This window comes from Leisingera sp. ANG-M1, assembly GCF_000813745.1.
In the GTDB taxonomy this organism is placed as follows: Bacteria; Pseudomonadota; Alphaproteobacteria; order Rhodobacterales; family Rhodobacteraceae; genus Leisingera.
The window spans coordinates 182714-201638 of record NZ_JWLC01000008.1; the positions used below are offsets into that span (position 1 = coordinate 182714).

Consider the following 18925-nt stretch of genomic DNA (forward strand, 5'->3'; position numbering starts at 1 on the left):
CCGCTTGGATACACCTTGGGGGAACGATCGAAAGGGATACCATGCGCATTGCACGCGATCTGGCTGATGCCATCGGCCACACTCCTCTTATCCGCCTGAACCGTGTCAGCGAAGAGACCGGCTGCGAGATCCTGGGCAAGGCGGAGTTCATGAACCCGGGCCAGTCGGTCAAGGACCGTGCGGCGCTGTACATCATCAAGGATGCCATCGCCCGCGGCGAGCTGAAGCCGGGCGGCACCATTGTTGAAGGCACCGCCGGCAACACCGGCATCGGCCTGGCGCTGGTCGGCGCTTCGATGGGTTTCAAGACGGTGATCGTGATCCCGGAAACCCAGTCGGAAGAAAAGAAGGACATGCTGCGTCTGGCGGGCGCCCAGCTGGTCCAGGTTCCGGCGGCCCCGTACAAGAACCCCAACAACTATGTGCGCTATTCCCAGCGCCTGGCCGAACAGCTGGCCAAGACCGAGCCGAACGGCGCCATCTGGGCCAACCAGTTCGACAATACCGCCAACCGCCAGGCCCATGTGGAAACCACCGGCCCCGAAATCTGGGAGCAGACCGGCGGCAAGGTGGACGGCTTCGTCTGCGCCGTGGGCTCCGGCGGCACCCTGGCGGGCGTCGCTGACGCGCTGCAGCCCAAAGGCGTGAAAATCGGCCTCGCCGATCCGCTCGGCGCCGCGCTCTACTCTTATTACACCACCGGCGAGCTGGCCTCCGAGGGCAGCTCGATCACCGAGGGCATCGGCCAGGGCCGGATCACCAAGAACCTGGAAGGCTTCACGCCTGATTTCAGCTACCAGGTGCCGGACGCCGAAGCGGTTCCTTACGTATTTGACCTGCTGCATGAGGAAGGCCTGGTGCTGGGCGGCTCCTCTGCCATCAATATTGCAGGCGCAGTGCGCATGGCCAAGGACATGGGCCCGGGCAACACCATTGTCACCGTTCTGTGCGACTATGGCACCCGCTACCAGTCCAAGCTGTTCAACCCGGACTTCCTGCGGGAGAAGAACCTGCCGGTGCCGGAGTGGATGACCCATACGCCCGCGTCGATCCCCGGCGTTTTTGAGGACGTATGACACCTTTCATAACCGCGTTGCGGACTGCATTGCTGGGGCTGGCCCTTGTGGTCGGCCTCGCTATGCCTGCCCTGGCTCAGCTCAACGCTGAATCCCGGGCGATTTATCAGGACTGGCTCAAGACCGCGGCGCGTGCCGAGGAGGTCATCGACGCCAGACGGGCCTCCAGCGCAGCTATGGAAGCGCTGCGCACCGAGCTCACCACTTACCGGCAGAATTTCCTGGAAGCGCGCACCGACAACGGCGACCGCATCCAGACCCTTGAAGGGCAGATCGCCGCGCTTGGCGCCGCCCCGGGCGAAGGCGAAAGCGAGCCCGAGGACATCGCCCGGCTGCGCCGCTCGCTGGAGCAGCAGCTGAAGGACCTGAAGGTCCCGCAGATCGTTGCCGAAGAGGCCTACAGCCGCGCCAACGGGCTGATCGCCGAGATTGATAAGATCATCCGCGAGCGCCGCACCCGCACCTTGCTGGAGCGCGGCCCGTCGCCGCTCAACCCGGAAAACTGGGCAAGCGCCTGGCGCGCATTGACCCGCTCCGGCAGCTCAATCCTGAACGAAACCGCGAACAAACTGTCCACTGCCACTACGACCGAGCGTGTGCAGAACAGCCTGCCTGCGTTGCTGGCCCTGCTGGTGGTCGCCGCCTTGCTGCTGTTCCGGGGCCGCCCCTGGGCCCATGCCGCAGGCGACTATCTGCGCAGTTTCGGCAGCAGCGGCCGCGGCGTATGGGGCTTTGTGGTCTCGCTGCTGGAAGTGATCCTGCCCTTTATCGGCATCATCTGCCTGGTTGCGGCGGTAGATCTCTCCGGCATCCTGGGTATCCGCGGCACCATCCTGCTGGACTATGTGCCTGGCTGGGCGCTGCTGATCCTCTCTTTCCACTGGCTGGGCAATCAGCTGTTCTCCAGCCGGATCGAGAACGACCTGGTGCCGGTGCAGGAGGGGCGCCTCAATGAAACCCGGCTGATGGTCGATATCCTGGCGGTGATCCTGGTTCTGCAGGACGCGCTGGGGCAGCTTGAAGCCATCGAGAGCATCCCGCCAGAGGCCCACGCGGTCGCCAGCTTCCCGCTGATTATGGGTGCCGCCCTGGTGCTGCTGCGCCTGCACCGCATTGGCGCCAAGCGGCGGAAACAGACCGGTGCCAGCGCGGAAGAGGACCGCGCCATCACCGCCGGTGCCAACCGCATCATCTCGCTGGTGCGCCGCGGCACTTATCTGCTGGGTTTCCTGGCCCCGGTGCTGGCTGCCTTCGGCTATGTCAATGCCGCCGAAGCCATGATCTACCCGGCGGTATCTACCCTGGCCTTGCTGGCGGCATTCCTGGTCGTGCACCGGTTCCTCGGCGATGTTTACGGCTGGTTCTCTGGCAAAGGATCCGAGGCCCGGGAATCGCTGTTCTCGGTGATGATCGGCTTTCTGTTGGCAGGCCTTGCCGTTCCGCTGCTGGCGCTGATTTGGGGTGCCCGGGTCGCCGACCTGACCGAGCTTTGGTCAAAGTTTCTCGAAGGCTTCCAGATCGGGGATGCCCGTATCTCGCCCACGGCTTTCCTGACTTTTGCTGTGGTCTTTGCCGCCGGTTACGCGCTGACCCGCCTGGTGCAGGGGAGCCTGCGCAATTCGCTGCTGCCCAAGACCAAGATCGACCCAGGCGGCCAGAATGCAATCACCTCGGGCCTGGGCTATGTCGGTATCTTCTTGTCCGCTGTCATCGCCATCTCCACTGCCGGGCTGGACCTGTCGTCGCTGGCCATCGTCGCCGGTGCGCTGTCGGTCGGTATCGGCTTCGGCCTGCAGACCATCGTCTCCAACTTCGTCTCCGGCATCATCCTGCTGATCGAACGCCCGATCTCCAAGGGCGATTGGATCGAGGTCGGCGGACTGATGGGCTATGTGCGCGATATCTCGGTGCGCTCCACAAGGATCGAGACTTTCGATCGCTCCGATGTGATTGTGCCCAACTCGGACCTGATCTCTGGCACCGTCACCAACTACACCCGCGGCAACACCGTAGGCCGGGTTATCGTACCGGTCGGCGTTGCCTATGGCACCGATCCGCGCAAGGTCGAGGCGATCCTCAATGACATCGCCAAGGCGCATCCCATGGTGCTGCTCAACCCGGCGCCTTATGTGGTGTTCCAAGGCTTTGGCGCCGATAGCCTCGACTTCGAAATCCGCGCCATCCTGCGCGACGTGAACTGGGTGTTGTCGGTGAAATCCGACATGAACTACGAGATCGCCCAGCGGTTCGAGGAAGAGGGGATCGAGATTCCCTTTGCACAGCGCGACATCTGGATCCGCAATCCCGAGGCGCTGGCCGGGCAGAAAGTCAAAGCCAGCACGCCTGTCGCGGCGAAGCCCAAGCAAGCCCCGGCACAGCCGGACCTGAGTGACCTCCAGGAGGGAGAAGGAGAAGGTGATGCCGACAAGTGAGATGCTGTTCCGCAAGGATGCCTATGCCCGGATGACCGAGGCGCAGGTGCTGGGCCACACGGAACAGGGCGGGATCATCCTTGATCGCAGCCTGTTCTATGCCACCGGCGGCGGCCAGCCCGGCGACAGCGGCCAGCTGCTATGGGGCGAGGGGCAATGCACCATTGCCACCACGGTCAAAGGCGAGGGCGATGCCATCGTGCTGGTGCCGCACGAAGACCAAGCGCTGCCAGAAGAAGGCGCCACGGTTACCCAGGTGCTCGACTGGGACCGCCGCTATGGCCACATGCGGGTCCACACTGCGCTGCACCTTCTGTCCGTTGTGATTCCGCTGGAGGTTACCGGCGGCTCAATCGGGGCAGAGAAGGGCCGTCTCGACTTCAACATGCCCGAGGCGCCTGAAGACAAACAGGCGTTGCAGGAGCAGCTGCAGGCGCTGATTGACCGCGATCTGGAGGTGACCGAGGACTGGATCACCGACGCGGAGCTCGACGCCAATCCGCAGCTGGTGAAAACCATGTCCGTCTCGCCGCCGCGCGGGGCTGGGCAGGTACGGCTGGTGCGCATCGGCACCGCGGAGGAGCAAATCGACCTGCAGCCCTGCGGCGGCACTCATGTGAAGCGCACCGGCGAAATCGGCCGGATCCGCCTTGGAAAGGTTGAAAAAAAGGGCAAGCAGAACCGCCGCGTCTACCTGCATCTGGAGGGCTGAAAAAGAATTCGGGGGTAAGTGAAGTTTTTGCAGTTTCGGCCCTTGCAATTCCCCGGCCGATCCTTCAAAAGCCCCCTCAACGGAGAGGTGGCCGAGTGGTCGAAGGCGCACGCCTGGAAAGTGTGTAGGCGGGAAACCGTCTCCAGGGTTCGAATCCCTGTCTCTCCGCCATAATCACCAGAATAGCTGGAGTTCGGGTTTCCCGCAGTCAAGCAACAGCGCGCTAATGCTGCCGCTGCCAGACATGGGAATATCAGTTCGGCTTCACTGCCACCAGAACGACACCAAGCTCTTCTTCCAGTTCCTGCAGTTTCTTAAGCTTGTCTTCCGGCAATGCGGCGGTGTCCGCATCGACCCCGGCCAGCGCAACGAGCGGGCTTCCGATGTCCTTTTCAAGAGCCTGGATCGCGTTGAGTTTCTCGGTTTCCAGTGAGGCAAGCGGATAGAGCATGTTGTTCTCCTGTTTTGGGTACTGATGAGTATAGCCCATTTTTTCCAGGCCGGAGGTCTTGATTGCCGGACTGTCTCAAGCCGGTATAAGGCGGGTATGGCAAGGGCAGGCTGAACCGCAGGTTTGAATAAACTCTTCGGTGTTATTTGCTTTGCGGTTTTCTCCTTCTGACCTTTCGTACAGGGTGCTTGATTCGAAAGCGCAGGCGGTGGCTGTCGCCGGGACTGGAAACAAAGATGGGGATCCGGACGGATTGAAAGCAAATCCAGCCCATTTCCCTTGGGTCAGCCAGGCTGCAGCTGCAGAAAGTGGCCAGCGAGCCATGATTTCCGCGTGTTTCGTAATTCGACACAATTCTCCCGCTATGGTGGCGAAATTCTTGGTAAACAACCATGGATTGCTGGACTTGGCTGAGATTGGAGCCGTTTTCTGGAAACAATCCAGGCTGCCTGAGGGAGGAAATACAGAGATGGGGCGGCCTGCACTGCGGCAATGCGGGGAATTTTAGGCAATTTTTTGGCTTTGTGCCCGGGGGTACCTAAAGTATGCATGGATTAGCCCATTGGGGGGGCGAGTTCTGCGAGCTGCTGGACTGTGGTGGACTGCCAGATTTTCTAAGGTCCCGGTGCCGATAATACAGGCACGCCACTGATCCGAAAGCTACTGCTATTCGGCTGTGCGCTGCTTCATTCAGCGTGCAACCCGGAGCGCATATGCGCTCTGGTCCTCTCAGCGTGTGGGCTGGTGGTTTAGATACGGCATTCCGCATGGCTTTGCAGCCGTCCGGTTGGTCCGAAAGGTGGGGCTTGGGGCCAAGCCGGTGAGGAGAAGGTAATGACGAATAGTTACGAAAAGCCGAATCCGGCGCTGGATGGGATTGTTGAAGGCACTTCCGGGGACGACCTGATCGATGCGGCTTACACCGGCGATCCGGAAGGCGACATGGTCGACAATGGCGATGCCATCGATCCTTCGGCGGGCCCGGACGATGACGTTATTGTTGCAGGTTCCGGCAACGACAGCATCTACGCAGGTTCTGGCGATGATACCGTGGACGGTGGTACCGGCGATGACCTGATCTATGGCGACGGTGTTTCCGGCGCCACCAGCCCGGTTTCGATCACCATCGACTCGACCAGCGCTGCGTTCCGCAACCAGGTGTTTGCCTATACCATCGATCCCGCTACCGGCGAGATCAGCAACGTTGTGGTGCTGAGCGAAAATGCCAAGGAAGACGTGGGCGAGACCTTCACCTACGACGCGCCCGAAGGCGCAGTGGTGGGCGTGGGCATCATCAGCCCGCAAGGCACTTTCTTTTCTTCCGGCTATGGCGCCAACGTTGGTCTGAACAGCGACGGGCTGGTTCATACCCAGGGCATCACCCAGAACCCCGACGGTTCGGTGAAGCTGGGCTTTGAAGATCTGGCCGGCCTGGGCGACCGCGACTTCAACGACGTCAAGCTGACTGTTGATCTGGGCACCTCCGGCACCGAGTTCGACAACGCGCATTTCGACTATGAGTCCGATCCGGCAGACCCGGTTGTGCCGGGCGACGACGTGCTGATTGGCGGTGATGGCGATGACACTATCTTTGGCGGCGGCGGTAACGACACGATTGACGGCGGCGACGGTTCTGATGGGGTTGACGGCGGTGACGGCGACGATGTGATTGATACCTCCGGCGGCGTGCCGCTGCCGGACCGCGGTTTCCCGGGCTATACCGGCACCGACCCGGACATCCCGTTCATCCCGGCCGATCCGGATCCGTTTGATGATATGGATACCGTGCTGGGCGGCGCCGGCAATGACACCATCTCGACCGGCGACGACGCTGATGTGATCGAAGGCGGCTCCGGCATGGATGTGATCGATGCGGGCATCGATGACGACACCATCGACGGCGGCGCGGATGCCGACGTGATCACCGGCGGCGAAGGCTCGGACCTGATCCAGGGCGGCAGCGGCGGCGACACCATCTATGGCGGCCTGAACCCGGCTTTCCCGGACGGTCTGAACATCACCGATGACGGCAGCGACGGCCGCCCGGCTGACCCGGATCCGACCAATGGGATGGACACCATCGACGGCGGTGCCGGCAATGACCTGATTTTTGGCCAGGACGATGATGACGTCATCTCCGGCGGCTCGGGCAATGACACCATCGACGCGGGTATCGACGACGACGAAGTCTCTGGCGGTTCGGGCAACGACCTGATCACCGGCGGCCAGGGCGCAGATACTCTGTCGGGCGGCGACGGCCGGGATACCTTCATCGGCGGCAATGCCGGCGATGTGGTCGACGGCGGCTCGGGCGGCGATGACTTCGACACCCTGGACCTGACCGGCACCGGCCCGTTTGAGCTGACCGGTGTTACTGTCGATGCCGACGGCAACAGCATCTCGGGCACCGTCAACTTCCTGGACGATGACGGCGATGTGACCGGCTCGATGACCTTTGGCGAGATTGAGCAGATCATTCCCTGCTTCACGCCGGGCACGCTGATCGCGACACCGCTGGGTGAACGCCGGGTCGAGGACCTGCAGGCTGGCGACCGGGTGATTACCCGTGACAACGGCATCCAGGAGATCCGCTGGGTTGGCACCCGCACGCTGGAAGGCCGCGACCTGGCTCGCGCCGCGCATCTGCAGCCGGTGCTGATCCGTCAGGGCGCCCTGGGCAACGGCCTGCCGGAGCGCGACATGATGGTCAGCCCAAATCACCGGGTGCTGGTCGCCAATGACAAGACCGCGCTCTACTTCGAGGACCGCGAGGTTCTGGTGGCGGCCAAGCATCTGACTGGCCTCGCGGGTGTCGACCGGGTGGAGACCTCCAAGGTCACCTATATCCACTTCATGTTCGACCAGCATGAGGTTGTGCTGTCCGACGGTGCCTGGACCGAAAGCTTCCAGCCCGGCGACCAGTCCCTGCGGGGCCTGGACAACGCGCAGCGCAACGAGCTGTTCGAACTGTTCCCGGAGCTGAAGTCCGAGAAGGGCCGCGCGGCCTATACCGCGGCGCGCCGGTCGCTGCGCAAACACGAGGCGCATCTGCTTGTGCATTAATTGATGCAGCCGCCGTTTTGGGGGAGACGGCCGCAAGAAGCAAAAGCGCAGGGAGGCAGGGCATTTTGCCCTGCCTTTTCTTTTGCGGGGCTCAGCGGCGGCTGCGCCAGGCGGCCCAGTCTTCAGGCGTGTCCAGATCGGTTAGCGCATGGCGGCCAGGCAGGGGGATGGTCTGCACGGTTTCGTTTTTCAGAATGCTGCGTGCGCCCTGGTCGCCGCTGAGGTTTTGTAAGGCGCCGAAACAGCGGCGGGGAAACAGAACCGGGTGGCCCGGGGTACCGTTGGCGGCAGTGGCTCGCAGGACGGGGCTGTCCTCTCCACCGAAATGCGCCGCGATATGCAGCAAGTCCTGGGTTTCGATTTCCGGCATGTCCGCTGGCAGGATCATCGCGGCTTCCGCCTCCTTGGGCAGGGCGGCAACGCCGCGCCGGATTGAGGCGGACATGCCGTCCTTTGCATCCGGCACCGGGACTTGGGCTGCTGTTCCGGTTGCAATGGCACGCGGGTGCGCAATACCGGGAAGCGTCACATAGACCGGCAGTCCGGTCAGCGCCGCACGGCGGCATATCAGGGTGAGCAGGGGCTGGCCGTCCAAATCCTCCAGCAGCTTGTCACGGCCTTGCATGCGGGAGGATGCGCCGGCGGCGAGGAGGAGAATAGCGATGGCTGTCATGGGTTCCGGGCCTCTGCGTTAGGCCGCGAGGTTGGATGCCTCCGGCGGGAGTATTTTCAGCAAGATGAAAGCAGGGCTGGGGAGCAGGTGCAAGCAGGGGGCTTGGGGTAGGTCAGCAAGTCTGACTGAATGTTTCGCGCGCGAAACAAACGGGTGCAGGCACTGACTTATGTGTTGCGGAAGTGTCCTTGCAGCAGCGTGCGCCAGGGCCGCAACAGGGGGTAGGCAGGTCAGGATTGCTGACCTGCCTGGGGAACTTAACCGCGCATGCGGGCGCCGTCGGCGTCGAACAGCGGCTCGGTGATCAGCCGGGCCTTGTACATTTTTCCGAGAATCTCGATCTCGACTTCCAGGCCTGCTTCAGCGCGGTCCGTGGGCACAAAACCAAGGGCGATGGATTTCTGCGCGTGGTGCGAGTAGCCGCCGGAGGTGCAGAAGCCAACCACGGCGCCGTCGAGCCAGATCGGTTCATAGGCGACCACATCAGCGTCGTCTGCTTCCACCTCGAAGGCACAGAGCTGGCGGGCAGGGCCTGCGTCGCGTTCCGCTTCGGCTGCGCCGCGGCCGATGAAGTCTGCTTCCTTCTTGAAGGAGATGAAGCGGTCGAGGCCGGTTTCAGCCGCTGTATAATCGGGCGAGAACTCGCGCAGCCAGGAGCCGAAGAACTTGTCCAGGCGCAGCGACATCATCGCCCGCATACCAAAGGGTTTCATGTCCCGCGGCTGGCCTGCGGTCCAGAGCGCATCCCACAGGGCGCGCTGGCTGGGCAGGTCGCAGTAGATCTCATACCCCAGATCGCCGGTGTAGCTCACCCGCTGCACGATGCAGTCGGCCATGCCGACGGTCAGGCGGCGCACGTCCATGAAGCGCATATCCGAGATGTCGGTCCGGGTGCAGGCCTGCAGCACCTCGCGCGCCTTGGGGCCTGCGATCTGAAAGCCGTTGCGGGTGTCGGAGATGTTTTCCAGCTGTACGCCGTCGTCCAGGTTCTGCAGGAACCAGCGCATGTGGTAGGCCTGAGAGCCGTAGGATGCGGTGAGCTGGAACTCTTCTTCCGACAGGCAGGAGATGGTGAAGTCACCGATCAGGCGACCCTTGGGCGACAGCATCGGGGTCAGTGATAGGCGGCCCGGATTCGGCACCCGTCCAGCCATAATGCGGTCGAGCCAGGCGCGGGCGCCTGCGCCTTTGATCAGGTATTTTCCGAAATTGTGGACCTCGTTGATACCGACGTTTTCACGCACGGCTTTCACTTCGCGCGCGGTGGCCTCAAAGGCGTTGGAGCGGCGGAAGGAGGGGGTCTCGTAGCGCGGCTCGTCCTCTTCGGCGAAGTAGTTCGGGACCTCCATGCCGTATTGCGCGCCCCAGACGGCGCCCATGCCATCAAAGATGTCGTACATCGGGGTGGTGCGGAACGGGCGGGCCGCGGGCAGCTCCTCGTTCGGGTAGGCGATGGAGAAGCGTTTCTGATAGTTTTCAATGACTTTCGGGCGGGTGTAGCCCGGGGTGATCCAGTCGCCGAAGCGGGCGCAGTCCATCGCGAAAGTGTCACGCTCGCATTCGCCCTCGACCATCCACTGAGCCAGCATCAGACCAACGCCGCCGCCCTGGGAGAAGCCCGCCATAACGGCGCAGGCGGACCAGTAGTTGCGCATGCCCGGCACCGGGCCGACCAACGGGTTGCCGTCGGGGGCAAAGGTGAAGGGGCCGTGGATCACCGATTTGACGCCTGCAGCCTCCAGCGCCGGGAAGCGTTTGTAGGCAAAGGCGATGGAATCCTCGATCTTGTCGAAGTCATCGGGCAGCAGCTCGTGGCCAAAGTCCCAGGGGGTGCCGTCCACCGCCCAGGGTTTGCAGGGCTGTTCGTAGAAGCCGATGCAGAGGCCGCGGCCTTCCTGGCGCAGGTAGCTTTCGCCGGCCGGATCCATCACATGCGGGTGTTCGCCGCCGCCGTTGATGATGTCTGAAATCATCGGCACCTCGTCGGTGACGATGTACTGGTGCTCCATCGGGTGCAGCGGGAAGTAGACACCGGCCATGGCGCCGACTTCACGTGCCCAGAGGCCGCCTGCGTTGACCACATGTTCCGCGTGGATGGTGCCCTTGTTGGTCACCACGTCCCAGGTGCCGTCGGGGCGCTGGTTGGTCTCGATCACCTTGCAGTGGGTCTCGATCGTGGCGCCGCCCATGCGCGCGGCCTTGGCGTAGGCGTGGGTGGTGCCGGAGGGGTCGAGGTGGCCGTCGAGCGGGTCATACAGGCCACCGATGATGCCGTCGATATTGGTGACGGGGGCGATCTTCTTGATCTCTTCGGGCGAGACAATCTCGGTCTCCAGTCCCATGAAACGGTGCTTGGCGCGTTCCGCCTTCAGCATGTCGAAGCGCTCCTGGGTCTCGGCCAGGGTGACGCCGCCTACGTGGTGCAACCCGCAGGACATGCCGGTGATCTCTTCCAGCTCTTTGTAGAGCTTGATGGTGTAGCCCTGCAGCGCCGCCATATTGGTGTCGCCATTGAGGGTGTGGAAACCGCCCGCCGCGTGCCAGGTCGAGCCGGAGGTGAGCTCGGAACGTTCGATCAGCATGACGTCCGACCAGCCGAGCTTGGTCAGGTGGTAGAGAACAGAGCAGCCGACGACGCCGCCGCCGATAACTGCCACGCGTGTGGTGGTCTTCATGAGGCCTCTCCCTGATTAGGTGCTGGCTGCATTCTGGACATATGTGAACAGTAGTCCAGCAGAAAAACGACTGCTCATGCCGTAGAAAGTGGCGCAGAGGCGGAAAAAGTCACTCGGACGTGCGGAAGCGGCTGTTTTGGATCACGAAAATCGCGGTCAGGGGGGCTGCGAGGAGGATCACGCCAACAGTGATCAGCAGGAACCCGAGCTGGGAATAGTCGGCGGCGGTTGTGATGGCGCCGGCCGAATCTGTGACTTCGCGGGTCACCACGAAGATTTCGTTCAAGTACTTGGTGCCCAGGCTGGAAGCTGAGAGCGCCAGGTTGGTGAAGGAGGCCATGACGGCAAAGAAGGTGGCCTTAAGCCCGGAGGGCGCGTTGCGGGCGATCCAGGCAAGCATTGGGATCATCGCGACCTGGCCCAGTGGGGATTCGACGGCGGTGTCGACCATGGCGATAAACCGGGCGTCGACCACGCCGCCGGTTACGGCAGCGGTCCAATGGTGGGCGCCGTAGTAGAGCGCGATGTTGGGCAGGCTGAGGACGGCCTCGGTGATGGCGAGGAAGGCGACGATCCAGGCGATCGGGCGGCTGGCCATCAGCGGGCGGAAGATCAGCATGCCGGCAAGGGTCAGCAGCGATGTGATCAGCGAGAGGACCGAGAGGAACTGCTGGTCAAATCCCAAGACGTCGATTTCGAACCAGGTGGCGCCCGGGCCGCGCAGCGGGGTGGCGCGGTAGACAAAGATGATGATGGCGGTGCCGATTAGGGCGCGGGCGTGGTCCACGGGCAGCACCGAGACCAGCTGGCGCATCAGGAACAGCACAATGGCCATAGAGCCGGCAAAGACGATCTCTTGCGAGTAGGGCACATCGCCCAGACCCACCGCGAAGGACAGTGCCACAAAGGCGCCGCCGCCAATGAAATACCAATGGTTGGGCGTGACCGGCTCGCGCGGGAGTTCTAGGCGGGCGCGGATATCGTCGGGCGGAACACCGGCGCGGCGCAAGCTGCTGGCCTTGGCCCATTTCTGCACGATGGCGAGGGCGACGCCGGAGAGGGAAATGACCGGGATCAACAGGGCGAGGGTGAAGACAAATCCGTAGAGCGCGCCCTTGTCCGCCTGCGGCAGCGCATCGGCGCCATCGAACAAGGCGACGTTCAGAGCGGCGGCAGCACTGGAGCCGGCAATCAGCGCGATGCGGCCGAAGGTCTGCATGGTGGTGTGCAGGGATTTGGTCTCAGCCTCGGGCAGGGGGCGGCCCTGGTGATCGGTATGGGGGACGGCCTCGACCGACATGGCGTCAGCGACCACGTCCTGCAGAACAAAACCGCATGGGGCCAGCAGGGTTGAGGCCACGTACCAGGAGCCGAGCGGCATCACGGCGGCCATCATAGCGGGTTCCAAAACGATGGCGGCGAGGATGGCATAGCTGGCGGCCATCAGTATGGCGCCTAGCAGGATCAGCAGGTATTTCCAGCGCCAGATCAGGTCAACCAGATGGCCGAGCGGCATTTTCAGGGCCCAGGGCAAGCCGATCCAGAATGCCAAACCAGCCAGAAAGGCGGCGGATAAGTCCAGGTACTCCTTGACGAAAAACGAAGCGGCAACGGTGGTGATGCCCTGCGCGCCATAGGCGAAGTAGATCAGCAGCGGCGGCAGGAAGGACCAGCGCATCTGGCGGAACAGCTCGGTAACGATGCTGTCGAACCAGTCGCGGGCCAGTACTGCCGCGCGGATCATGCGAGCGGCCTGATTTTCAGGCCGGTCACCCGGTTTCCTTCGCGTTCGGTCACCTCAAACCGGAAGCCGTGGAAGGAGAACACCTGGCCCTTGGTCGGGATCATCTGCGCCTCGTGAATGACCAGGCCTGCGATGGTGTTGGCTTCGTCGTCCGGCAGGTTCCACTCAGTTGCGCGGTTCACGTCGCGGATGGTGGCAGCACCTTCGACCAGATAGGAGCCATCGGCGGTTTTCTTGACGATGTTTTCCTCAGCCGGGTCGAACTCATCGGTGATCTCGCCGACGATTTCCTCGAGGATGTCCTCCAGCGTGATCAAGCCCTGCAGGGCGCCGTATTCGTCCACCACCAGCGCAAAGTGGGAGCGCATCCGCAGGAACTGGCGCATCTGTTCGTCCAGGGTCGTGGTTTCGGGCACAAAGTAAGGAGCCTTTGCCACCTTGCTGATATCAAAGGATTTCATCCGTTCGGCGTCACCGCCGGCCTGCTCGTACATTGCCCGGAAAAGATCCTTGGCGTGGACCACTCCGATGATGTTCTCCTGCTCGCCGCGGAAGACCGGCAGGCGGGTGTGCGGGCTTTGCAGGCATTGCTCCAGGATGGTTTCGGGCTCCGCGTCGGCGTCGATCATCTCGATGTTGGAGCGGTGCAGCATGATTTCCTCGACAAAACGGTCGGAGAGGTCGAGCGCGCCAAGGATGCGGTCGCGGTCTTCCTTTTCGACCACGCCCTCGGAATGGCCGAGCTGCAAGGCGCCGGCAATTTCCTCGCGCACGGCCATGATCTGGCTGTCGGGGTCGATCCGCACCCCGAACAGGCGCAGGACGCCGCGCACCAGCAGCCGGACGGTGCCGACTATGGGCGACAGCACGGTCACAAGGAAGCCAATCACCGGGGCGACGGCAGCGGCGGCCTTTTCGGCATTGGAGATGGCGTAGGTTTTTGGCAGCACCTCGGCAAAGACCAACACCAGAATGGTCATCACCAGAGTGGCCAGCGCCACGCCGCCTTCGCCAAAGGCGCGGGTGAACAGCGCGGTGGCCAGCGAGGCCGCCAGGATGTTGACCAGGTTGTTGCCCAGGAGGACCGAGCCGATCAGACGTTCGTTGTCTTCGGTGATCGACAGCGCTCGCTGCGCCCCGCGCGAGCCTTTGTCGGCCTGGGTGCGCAGCTTGCCGCGCGAAGCGGCGGTCAACGCGGTTTCGGAGCCCGAGAAAAAGCCGGACAGCACCAGAAGCAGCACGATGGCCCCGGCAGTTGTCCAGAAGGCGCTGTCGAGTACGGTTGAGGCAGTGTCCATGGGAGGTCCAGAGGTCCGGTCAGTTGTGAATCTTTGCCGTATTTATGGGGTCTTGGCGGCTCTGCTTCAAGCGCCCGTCAGCTGTCTTTGGCCAGCGGGTGGTGTTGCAGCACCAGTTCCTGCAGGCGGGTGTCCAGCACATGGGTGTAGATCTCGGTGGTGGCGATGTCGGCATGGCCCAGCAAAGCCTGAATCGCGCGCAGGTCGGCGCCATTGGCCAGGAGATGGGTGGCAAAGGCGTGGCGCAGGGTGTGCGGCGTGACCTTGTCCGGCGAGACGCCGCCAGTCACTGCCAGCTCCTTGATCAGCAGATAGAACCGGTGCCGGGTCAGATGGCCGGACTTGCCGCGGGACGGGAACAGGAAGCGGGAAGCGGATGCGCCCTTGGCCTCGCGCCCGGCTTCCGCCTCGTCGCGGACCAGCAGCCATTGTGCCAGCGCCTCGCGGGCCGGCGGTGAGAGCGGCACCATACGCTCTTTGCCGCCTTTGCCGAGGATCAGCAGCATCCGCGGGTCGCCGCGGGCGGCGGTAACGGGCAGCGACACCAGCTCGGTCACCCGCATGCCGGTGGCATAGAGCAGCTCCATCAGGCAAGTGTTGCGCAGCCGGTCGGCCTCGCTGCGGCCGGTTTCGCGAGCAGCGTCCAGCAGGCGGTCGACTTCGATGACCTCCAGCGTCATTGGCAGGCGCTTTTCACGGCCCGGGCCGCGGATCTGGATTGCGGGGTTGTCCTCGCGCCAGCCTTCTTCAAACGCGAAACGGAAGATCTGCTTGATCGCCGACAGCCGCCGCGCCCGGGTCGCGCGGGACAAACCCTGGCTGTCGCAGCTGATGAGGTAGGCCTCTATGTTGTCCTGGCTGGCGGAAAGAAAGCTCAGCATGCGGTGCTCCAGCCAGGCGGTCAGGTCCTTGAGGTCGCGGCCATAGGCCAGCAGCGTGTTATGCGAGGCGCCGGTCTCGGCCGCCTGGGCGTCCAGGAATGTGGAAATCCATTGCAGGTTATCGCGGGGGGCAGCCATGTCACTGCCGCTCCAGCAGCATCAGCTGCAGCGCAGCCCGGCGGGCGGTGTCTTCCAGTCCGACGGCGCGGAAAGCGGCCAGAGCAGCGGTGAGATCGCCCAGGTTGCCATCGGCGCCGCGGGAGAACAGCTCCATGCTGCGCAGGATCGCTTCGCCGAGATGGCCGTTGTTCAGCAGGTTCCGGATCTCAGGCGGCTCGGGCGGCTGCGCAGCAAAGCCAAGCGCGATAGCTTCGCCCATCTGCGAAGGCGCGGGGACGTCAGCCGGGCGGCCTTGTGCCAGGGCGGCCAGGAATCGGGTCCCGGGACCGGAGGGGGGAGCGTCATGCGCAGCCAGTTCGTACAGAGGAGACAGCAGGCGAATGCGCCAGGCAAGGTCCCGGGCCGGGCCGGTCAGCTGGGCCCGGGCAAGGGGCTCGGCAAAGAGATCGGCAAAGACGGTTTCTGTGCCAGCCTGCTGCATGGCCTCCCAGGCTTGGGGCAGAGAGCGGGCGACAGCCTCCGGGCTGCCGGAGCCCAGGTCCGCCTCCAGGCGCTGGACCGCTGCAACCCGGTCCCAGATGCCGCCGGATGCGGCGGGTTTTCGGGCGCTGAACAGGCCAAGGTACTGGTTCGGGTTGAGCGCGCCGCCCCGGGCAAGCCTTTCTGCGGCTTCCAGCTGCGCCTTCCAGCCGGCTAGGTCGCGCAAATCGGCGGCGGCAAACGCAGGCGGCAGCGGGGCCGTCGGCAGCGGCTCGCCGATGGTCTCGAACAGGCGGAACGTCAGCGGGTCCGGATCAGCAGGGCGGCGCAAGGGTGCTGCAAGCTCGAACAGGTCCGGGTTCAGAAAGCGGTCAAGCAGTTCCAGCTGTTCAGGCGGCAAAAGCTCCAGCGCAAGGGCGGTTTCCATCATCAGTGCCGCAGTCGGCCAGTCGCTGCGCCGCGCGGTGCAAAAGATTTGCTTGGCATAGCTGTCGGTCAGGTAAGGCGATGCAGTAAGCGCCGCGCAGGGCTTGTCCTCGCTGCCGGTGAGCAGGGCAGCGTCGAACCAGCGGGCAAACCGCTCTTTGCTGGTGGTGGGGCCTGCATGTTCGGCCAGGGCCTGGGATGGATCGGTTGCCCCCAGCGCCAGCAGGCGGTCAAGCCGCGCCAGCAGGATCTTATCCCCGGCTGAGGCCGGCGGGCGGGTTTCCGACAACAGGAGGGTGAACAGCAGCGCCTGCATGGCCGGGCTGCCGCGCACCGGCACGGTTTCGATCAGGTATGCGATCTCGCTAGCATCGCTGCCCCGCCACAGGTCCGCCGGCAGGCCGGTCGAGGACGGCGGCACCAGGCCGATGGGCGGCAGCAGGGTTTCTAGCGGTGTCACTGAAACAGGCGGCAATGCTGCGGTGCCGGTTACAGGAGGCTCCAGCAGCACGGTGCCGGGCAAATCCCCGCGCGGCTGCGGCTGGCTGAGCCAGTCAATTGCTGCCAGGGGTTCGTTGGCAAGCGCGTTGCCTGCCAGCATTATCCCGGCAGCGGCTGCCTTAATCCGCATTCAGCACCACGGGTTTGCGCACCTCGGTGCTGGGCGCGCCGAAATCGGCACCGAACCAGGGGCCGACATAGGCATAGCCCACCAGCCCGATCGCCGCGAGAACCATCAAATAGACCAGATACTTAATCAATCGCCCCATGGTGTATCCACTGCCTGTTTCCTGCTCTTTTGCTCAAGTTATATATGGCCTTTTCCGCAAGATCACGTCATTCACTGAAGAATGAGCGAAAAAGAGCAAAGCAGCGGCCAGGAGGCTGCAAACCCGGTGCCGGGGAAACTGAAAAAGACCATCGTGATGGTGGGCATGATGGGGGCCGGCAAGACTGCGGTGGGCCGGGCCCTGGCGGCACGGCTGGAGGTGCCCTTTCTGGACAGCGACCACGAGATCGAGGCCGCTGCCAATATGACAATCCCCGAAATTTTCGCCCGCGACGGCGAGCCGTTCTTCCGCCAGAAGGAGCGCCAGGTGATCGCGCGCCTTCTGGAAGAGGAACGCGGCATTCTGTCGACGGGCGGCGGCGCTTTTTTGGCACAGGAAAACCGGGAGGTGATCACGGCCAAGGGCGTCTCTGTCTGGCTGAAGGCCGATCTGGAAGTGCTGTGGAACCGGGTGCGCCACCGCGACACAAGGCCTTTGCTGCGCACCGCGGATCCCCATGCGACGCTCAGTGATCTGTACCAGGCGCGGGTGCCGCTTTATGCCAAGGCGGACCTGGCTGTCGTCTCGGACGGGCAGGCGGCGATTGAGACCATGGTTGACCGCGTGCTGGAAGCCTTGAAAGCGCGCCCCGATGTTTTGGAGTGGAAATGATGGAACGCACGGTTCACGTGCCTTTGGGCGAACGCGCTTATGACGTGGTGATCGGGCCCGGTTTGCTGGCGCAGGCCGGTGCGCGGATCAAGCCGCTGTTGAAGCGGCCGCAGGTGGCGGTGCTGACGGACGAAACAGTGGCTGAAAAGCACCTGGAAGCATTGCGCACGGGGCTCGCATCTGCGGGCATCGGGATGGAGGCGCTGGCGCTGCCGCCGGGCGAGGCGACCAAGGGCTGGCCGCAGTTCACCCGCTCGGTGGAATGGCTGCTGGAGCAGAAGGTCGAGCGCGGTGATGTGGTTGTCGCCTTTGGCGGCGGCGTGATCGGAGATCTGGCAGGATTTGCTGCCGCAGTGCTGCGCCGCGGTGTGCGGTTCGTACAGATCCCGACATCGCTCTTGGCCCAGGTAGACAGTTCGGTGGGCGGCAAAACCGGAATCAATGCCCCCCAGGGCAAAAACCTGATCGGCGCTTTTCATCAGCCGTCGCTGGTGCTGGCGGACACCTCAGTGCTGGAAACTCTGACCGCGCGGGACTTTCTATCCGGTTATGGCGAAGTGGTGAAGTACGGCCTGCTGGGCGATGCGGAATTCTTCGCCTGGCTTGAGGAGCATGGTCCCGCCCTGGCGTCGGGCGATGTAGCAGCGCGGGTCGAGGCGGTGGCGCGCTCCGTTCAGATGAAGGCCGATATCGTGGTGCGCGACGAGACCGAGCAAGGCGACCGCGCCCTGCTGAACCTTGGGCATACTTTCTGCCACGCGCTGGAGGCGGCCACGGGCTATTCGGACCGGCTGCTGCATGGCGAAGGGGTGGCGATCGGCTGCGCGCTGGCGTTTGAACTCTCGGCCAAGCTGGGGCTGTGCTCGCAGGAGGATCCAAGCCGGGTGCGCGCGCATCTGAAGGCCATGAACATGAAAACGGATCTGGCCGACATTCCCGGCGATCTGCCCGGAGCGGAGACGCTGCTGGAACTGATGGGCCAGGACAAGAAAGTGGTGGCCGGCCAGCTGCGGTTCATCCTGGCCCGCGGCATCGGCGAGGCTTTTGTGACCGGTGACGTGCCTTCGGAAGCGGTGCTGGAGGTGCTGCGCAGCGCTGGCGCCTGAGGGGGCTGCCTGGCCCGCGCTGACGGGCAGCCGGGATTTTTTAGGAAAGACATGAAAAAGGCAGCCGCAAGGGCTGCCCTTCTTTGATTTCTTGCTTCGGCGGTGCCGGGGGTCAGGCGGCGGCGCTGTCCGGCCCGGCCGCAAAGTCATCCGGTTCATCCGCGTCAAAGTCGATACCGTTCGGCGGCGGCGTGTGGGCGTGGGCAGGGGCAGCGGAGAAGTTGCCAACGGTGAACTGGGTCACCTGCTGGCGCAGTTCCTGCGCTTGCTCCGACAGCGAAGTGGTCGCCGCAGTTGTCTGTTCAGCCATGGCCGCGTTCTGCTGCGCCATCATTTCCAGCTCGTT

At 63.6% G+C, this 18925-nt stretch carries 14 protein-coding genes, 1 tRNA gene and 1 pseudogene; 7 read left to right on the forward strand and 9 right to left on the reverse strand.

Features of this window, described 5'->3' with window-relative positions; genetic code table 11:
* Window positions 1-41: 41 nt before the first annotated feature.
* The 4 genes from RA19_RS07680 (at window position 42) to RA19_RS07695 (ending at window position 4391) form a co-directional block, all read left to right on the forward strand.
* Entirely contained in the window at window positions 42-1076 is a 1035-nt protein-coding gene (locus tag RA19_RS07680) for a cysteine synthase A (RefSeq protein ID WP_039161211.1), read from the forward strand.
* Window positions 1073-3508 (forward strand): DUF3772 domain-containing protein, encoded by a 2436-nt coding sequence (locus RA19_RS07685; RefSeq protein ID WP_039161213.1) that lies wholly within the window; start codon window positions 1073-1075, stop codon window positions 3506-3508. The genes RA19_RS07680 and RA19_RS07685 overlap by 4 nt, the downstream gene beginning before the upstream one ends.
* Window positions 3495-4220, forward strand: a complete 726-nt coding sequence (locus tag RA19_RS07690) for an alanyl-tRNA editing protein (RefSeq protein WP_039161215.1) — start codon at window positions 3495-3497, stop codon at window positions 4218-4220. Before RA19_RS07685 ends, RA19_RS07690 begins: the two co-directional genes overlap by 14 nt.
* 81 nt (window positions 4221-4301) lie before the next feature.
* Window positions 4302-4391 (forward strand) — tRNA-Ser (locus RA19_RS07695).
* A gap of 82 nt (window positions 4392-4473) precedes the next feature.
* On the opposite strand, the gene RA19_RS07700 is transcribed toward RA19_RS07695, so the two are convergent.
* Entirely contained in the window at window positions 4474-4671 is a 198-nt protein-coding gene (locus RA19_RS07700) for a hypothetical protein (protein ID WP_039161666.1), read from the reverse strand.
* Between the two features lie 834 nt (window positions 4672-5505).
* Here RA19_RS07700 and RA19_RS07705 point away from each other — a divergent pair.
* Window positions 5506-7734, forward strand: coding sequence for a Hint domain-containing protein (locus tag RA19_RS07705; RefSeq protein WP_039161218.1), 2229 nt, complete (start codon window positions 5506-5508; stop codon window positions 7732-7734).
* Between the two features lie 91 nt (window positions 7735-7825).
* Here the strand turns inward: RA19_RS07705 and RA19_RS07710 are convergent, their stop codons facing one another.
* From RA19_RS07710 to RA19_RS26940, 7 genes are all read right to left on the reverse strand, one after another.
* Window positions 7826-8407, reverse strand: coding sequence for a nucleotidyltransferase family protein (locus RA19_RS07710; protein WP_039161220.1), 582 nt, complete (start codon window positions 8405-8407; stop codon window positions 7826-7828).
* 257 nt (window positions 8408-8664) lie between these two features.
* Window positions 8665-11082, reverse strand: coding sequence for a GcvT family protein (locus RA19_RS07715; RefSeq protein WP_039161222.1), 2418 nt, complete (start codon window positions 11080-11082; stop codon window positions 8665-8667).
* Window positions 11083-11191: 109 nt separating this feature from the next.
* On the reverse strand, window positions 11192-12826 hold the full coding sequence (locus tag RA19_RS07720; protein WP_039161224.1) for a membrane protein: 1635 nt from the start codon (window positions 12824-12826) through the stop codon (window positions 11192-11194).
* On the reverse strand, window positions 12823-14124 hold the full coding sequence (locus RA19_RS07725; RefSeq protein ID WP_039161226.1) for an HlyC/CorC family transporter: 1302 nt from the start codon (window positions 14122-14124) through the stop codon (window positions 12823-12825). Before RA19_RS07725 ends, RA19_RS07720 begins: the two co-directional genes overlap by 4 nt.
* Window positions 14125-14201: 77 nt before the next feature.
* Complete coding sequence (locus RA19_RS07730; protein ID WP_039161228.1) at window positions 14202-15143, reverse strand: site-specific tyrosine recombinase XerD; 942 nt, start codon at window positions 15141-15143, stop codon at window positions 14202-14204.
* Window position 15144: 1 nt separating this feature from the next.
* A complete protein-coding gene (locus RA19_RS07735; RefSeq protein ID WP_039161230.1) occupies window positions 15145-16662 on the reverse strand; it encodes a hypothetical protein in 1518 nt (505 codons plus the stop codon).
* On the reverse strand, window positions 16652-16801 hold the full coding sequence (locus RA19_RS26940) for a hypothetical protein (RefSeq protein ID WP_193748239.1): 150 nt from the start codon (window positions 16799-16801) through the stop codon (window positions 16652-16654). The genes RA19_RS07735 and RA19_RS26940 overlap by 11 nt, the downstream gene beginning before the upstream one ends.
* A gap of 81 nt (window positions 16802-16882) precedes the next feature.
* Here RA19_RS26940 and RA19_RS07740 point away from each other — a divergent pair, with 81 nt between their 5' ends.
* Both RA19_RS07740 and aroB read left to right on the forward strand, forming a co-directional pair.
* Window positions 16883-17473, forward strand: a complete 591-nt coding sequence (locus tag RA19_RS07740) for a shikimate kinase (protein WP_039161232.1) — start codon at window positions 16883-16885, stop codon at window positions 17471-17473.
* A complete protein-coding gene (gene aroB, locus RA19_RS07745) occupies window positions 17473-18579 on the forward strand; it encodes a 3-dehydroquinate synthase (protein ID WP_039161235.1) in 1107 nt (368 codons plus the stop codon). Before RA19_RS07740 ends, aroB begins: the two co-directional genes overlap by 1 nt.
* A 112-nt stretch (window positions 18580-18691) precedes the next feature.
* Here aroB and RA19_RS26945 read toward each other — a convergent pair.
* Window positions 18692-18925, reverse strand: a pseudogene (locus RA19_RS26945) (methyl-accepting chemotaxis protein); the annotation flags it as partial.

Coding starts and splice junctions, on each gene's coding strand:
- RA19_RS07680 (WP_039161211.1), top strand. CDS start 42: ATGCGCATTGCACGCGATCTGGCTGATGCCATCGGCCACACTCCTCTT.
- RA19_RS07685 (WP_039161213.1), top strand. CDS start 1,073: ATGACACCTTTCATAACCGCGTTGCGGACTGCATTGCTGGGGCTGGCC.
- RA19_RS07690 (WP_039161215.1), top strand. CDS start 3,495: ATGCCGACAAGTGAGATGCTGTTCCGCAAGGATGCCTATGCCCGGATG.
- RA19_RS07700 (WP_039161666.1), bottom strand. CDS start 4,671: ATGCTCTATCCGCTTGCCTCACTGGAAACCGAGAAACTCAACGCGATC.
- RA19_RS07705 (WP_039161218.1), top strand. CDS start 5,506: ATGACGAATAGTTACGAAAAGCCGAATCCGGCGCTGGATGGGATTGTT.
- RA19_RS07710 (WP_039161220.1), bottom strand. CDS start 8,407: ATGACAGCCATCGCTATTCTCCTCCTCGCCGCCGGCGCATCCTCCCGC.
- RA19_RS07715 (WP_039161222.1), bottom strand. CDS start 11,082: ATGAAGACCACCACACGCGTGGCAGTTATCGGCGGCGGCGTCGTCGGC.
- RA19_RS07720 (WP_039161224.1), bottom strand. CDS start 12,826: ATGATCCGCGCGGCAGTACTGGCCCGCGACTGGTTCGACAGCATCGTT.
- RA19_RS07725 (WP_039161226.1), bottom strand. CDS start 14,124: ATGGACACTGCCTCAACCGTACTCGACAGCGCCTTCTGGACAACTGCC.
- RA19_RS07730 (WP_039161228.1), bottom strand. CDS start 15,143: ATGGCTGCCCCCCGCGATAACCTGCAATGGATTTCCACATTCCTGGAC.
- RA19_RS07735 (WP_039161230.1), bottom strand. CDS start 16,662: ATGCGGATTAAGGCAGCCGCTGCCGGGATAATGCTGGCAGGCAACGCG.
- RA19_RS26940 (WP_193748239.1), bottom strand. CDS start 16,801: ATGGGGCGATTGATTAAGTATCTGGTCTATTTGATGGTTCTCGCGGCG.
- RA19_RS07740 (WP_039161232.1), top strand. CDS start 16,883: ATGAGCGAAAAAGAGCAAAGCAGCGGCCAGGAGGCTGCAAACCCGGTG.
- aroB (WP_039161235.1), top strand. CDS start 17,473: ATGGAACGCACGGTTCACGTGCCTTTGGGCGAACGCGCTTATGACGTG.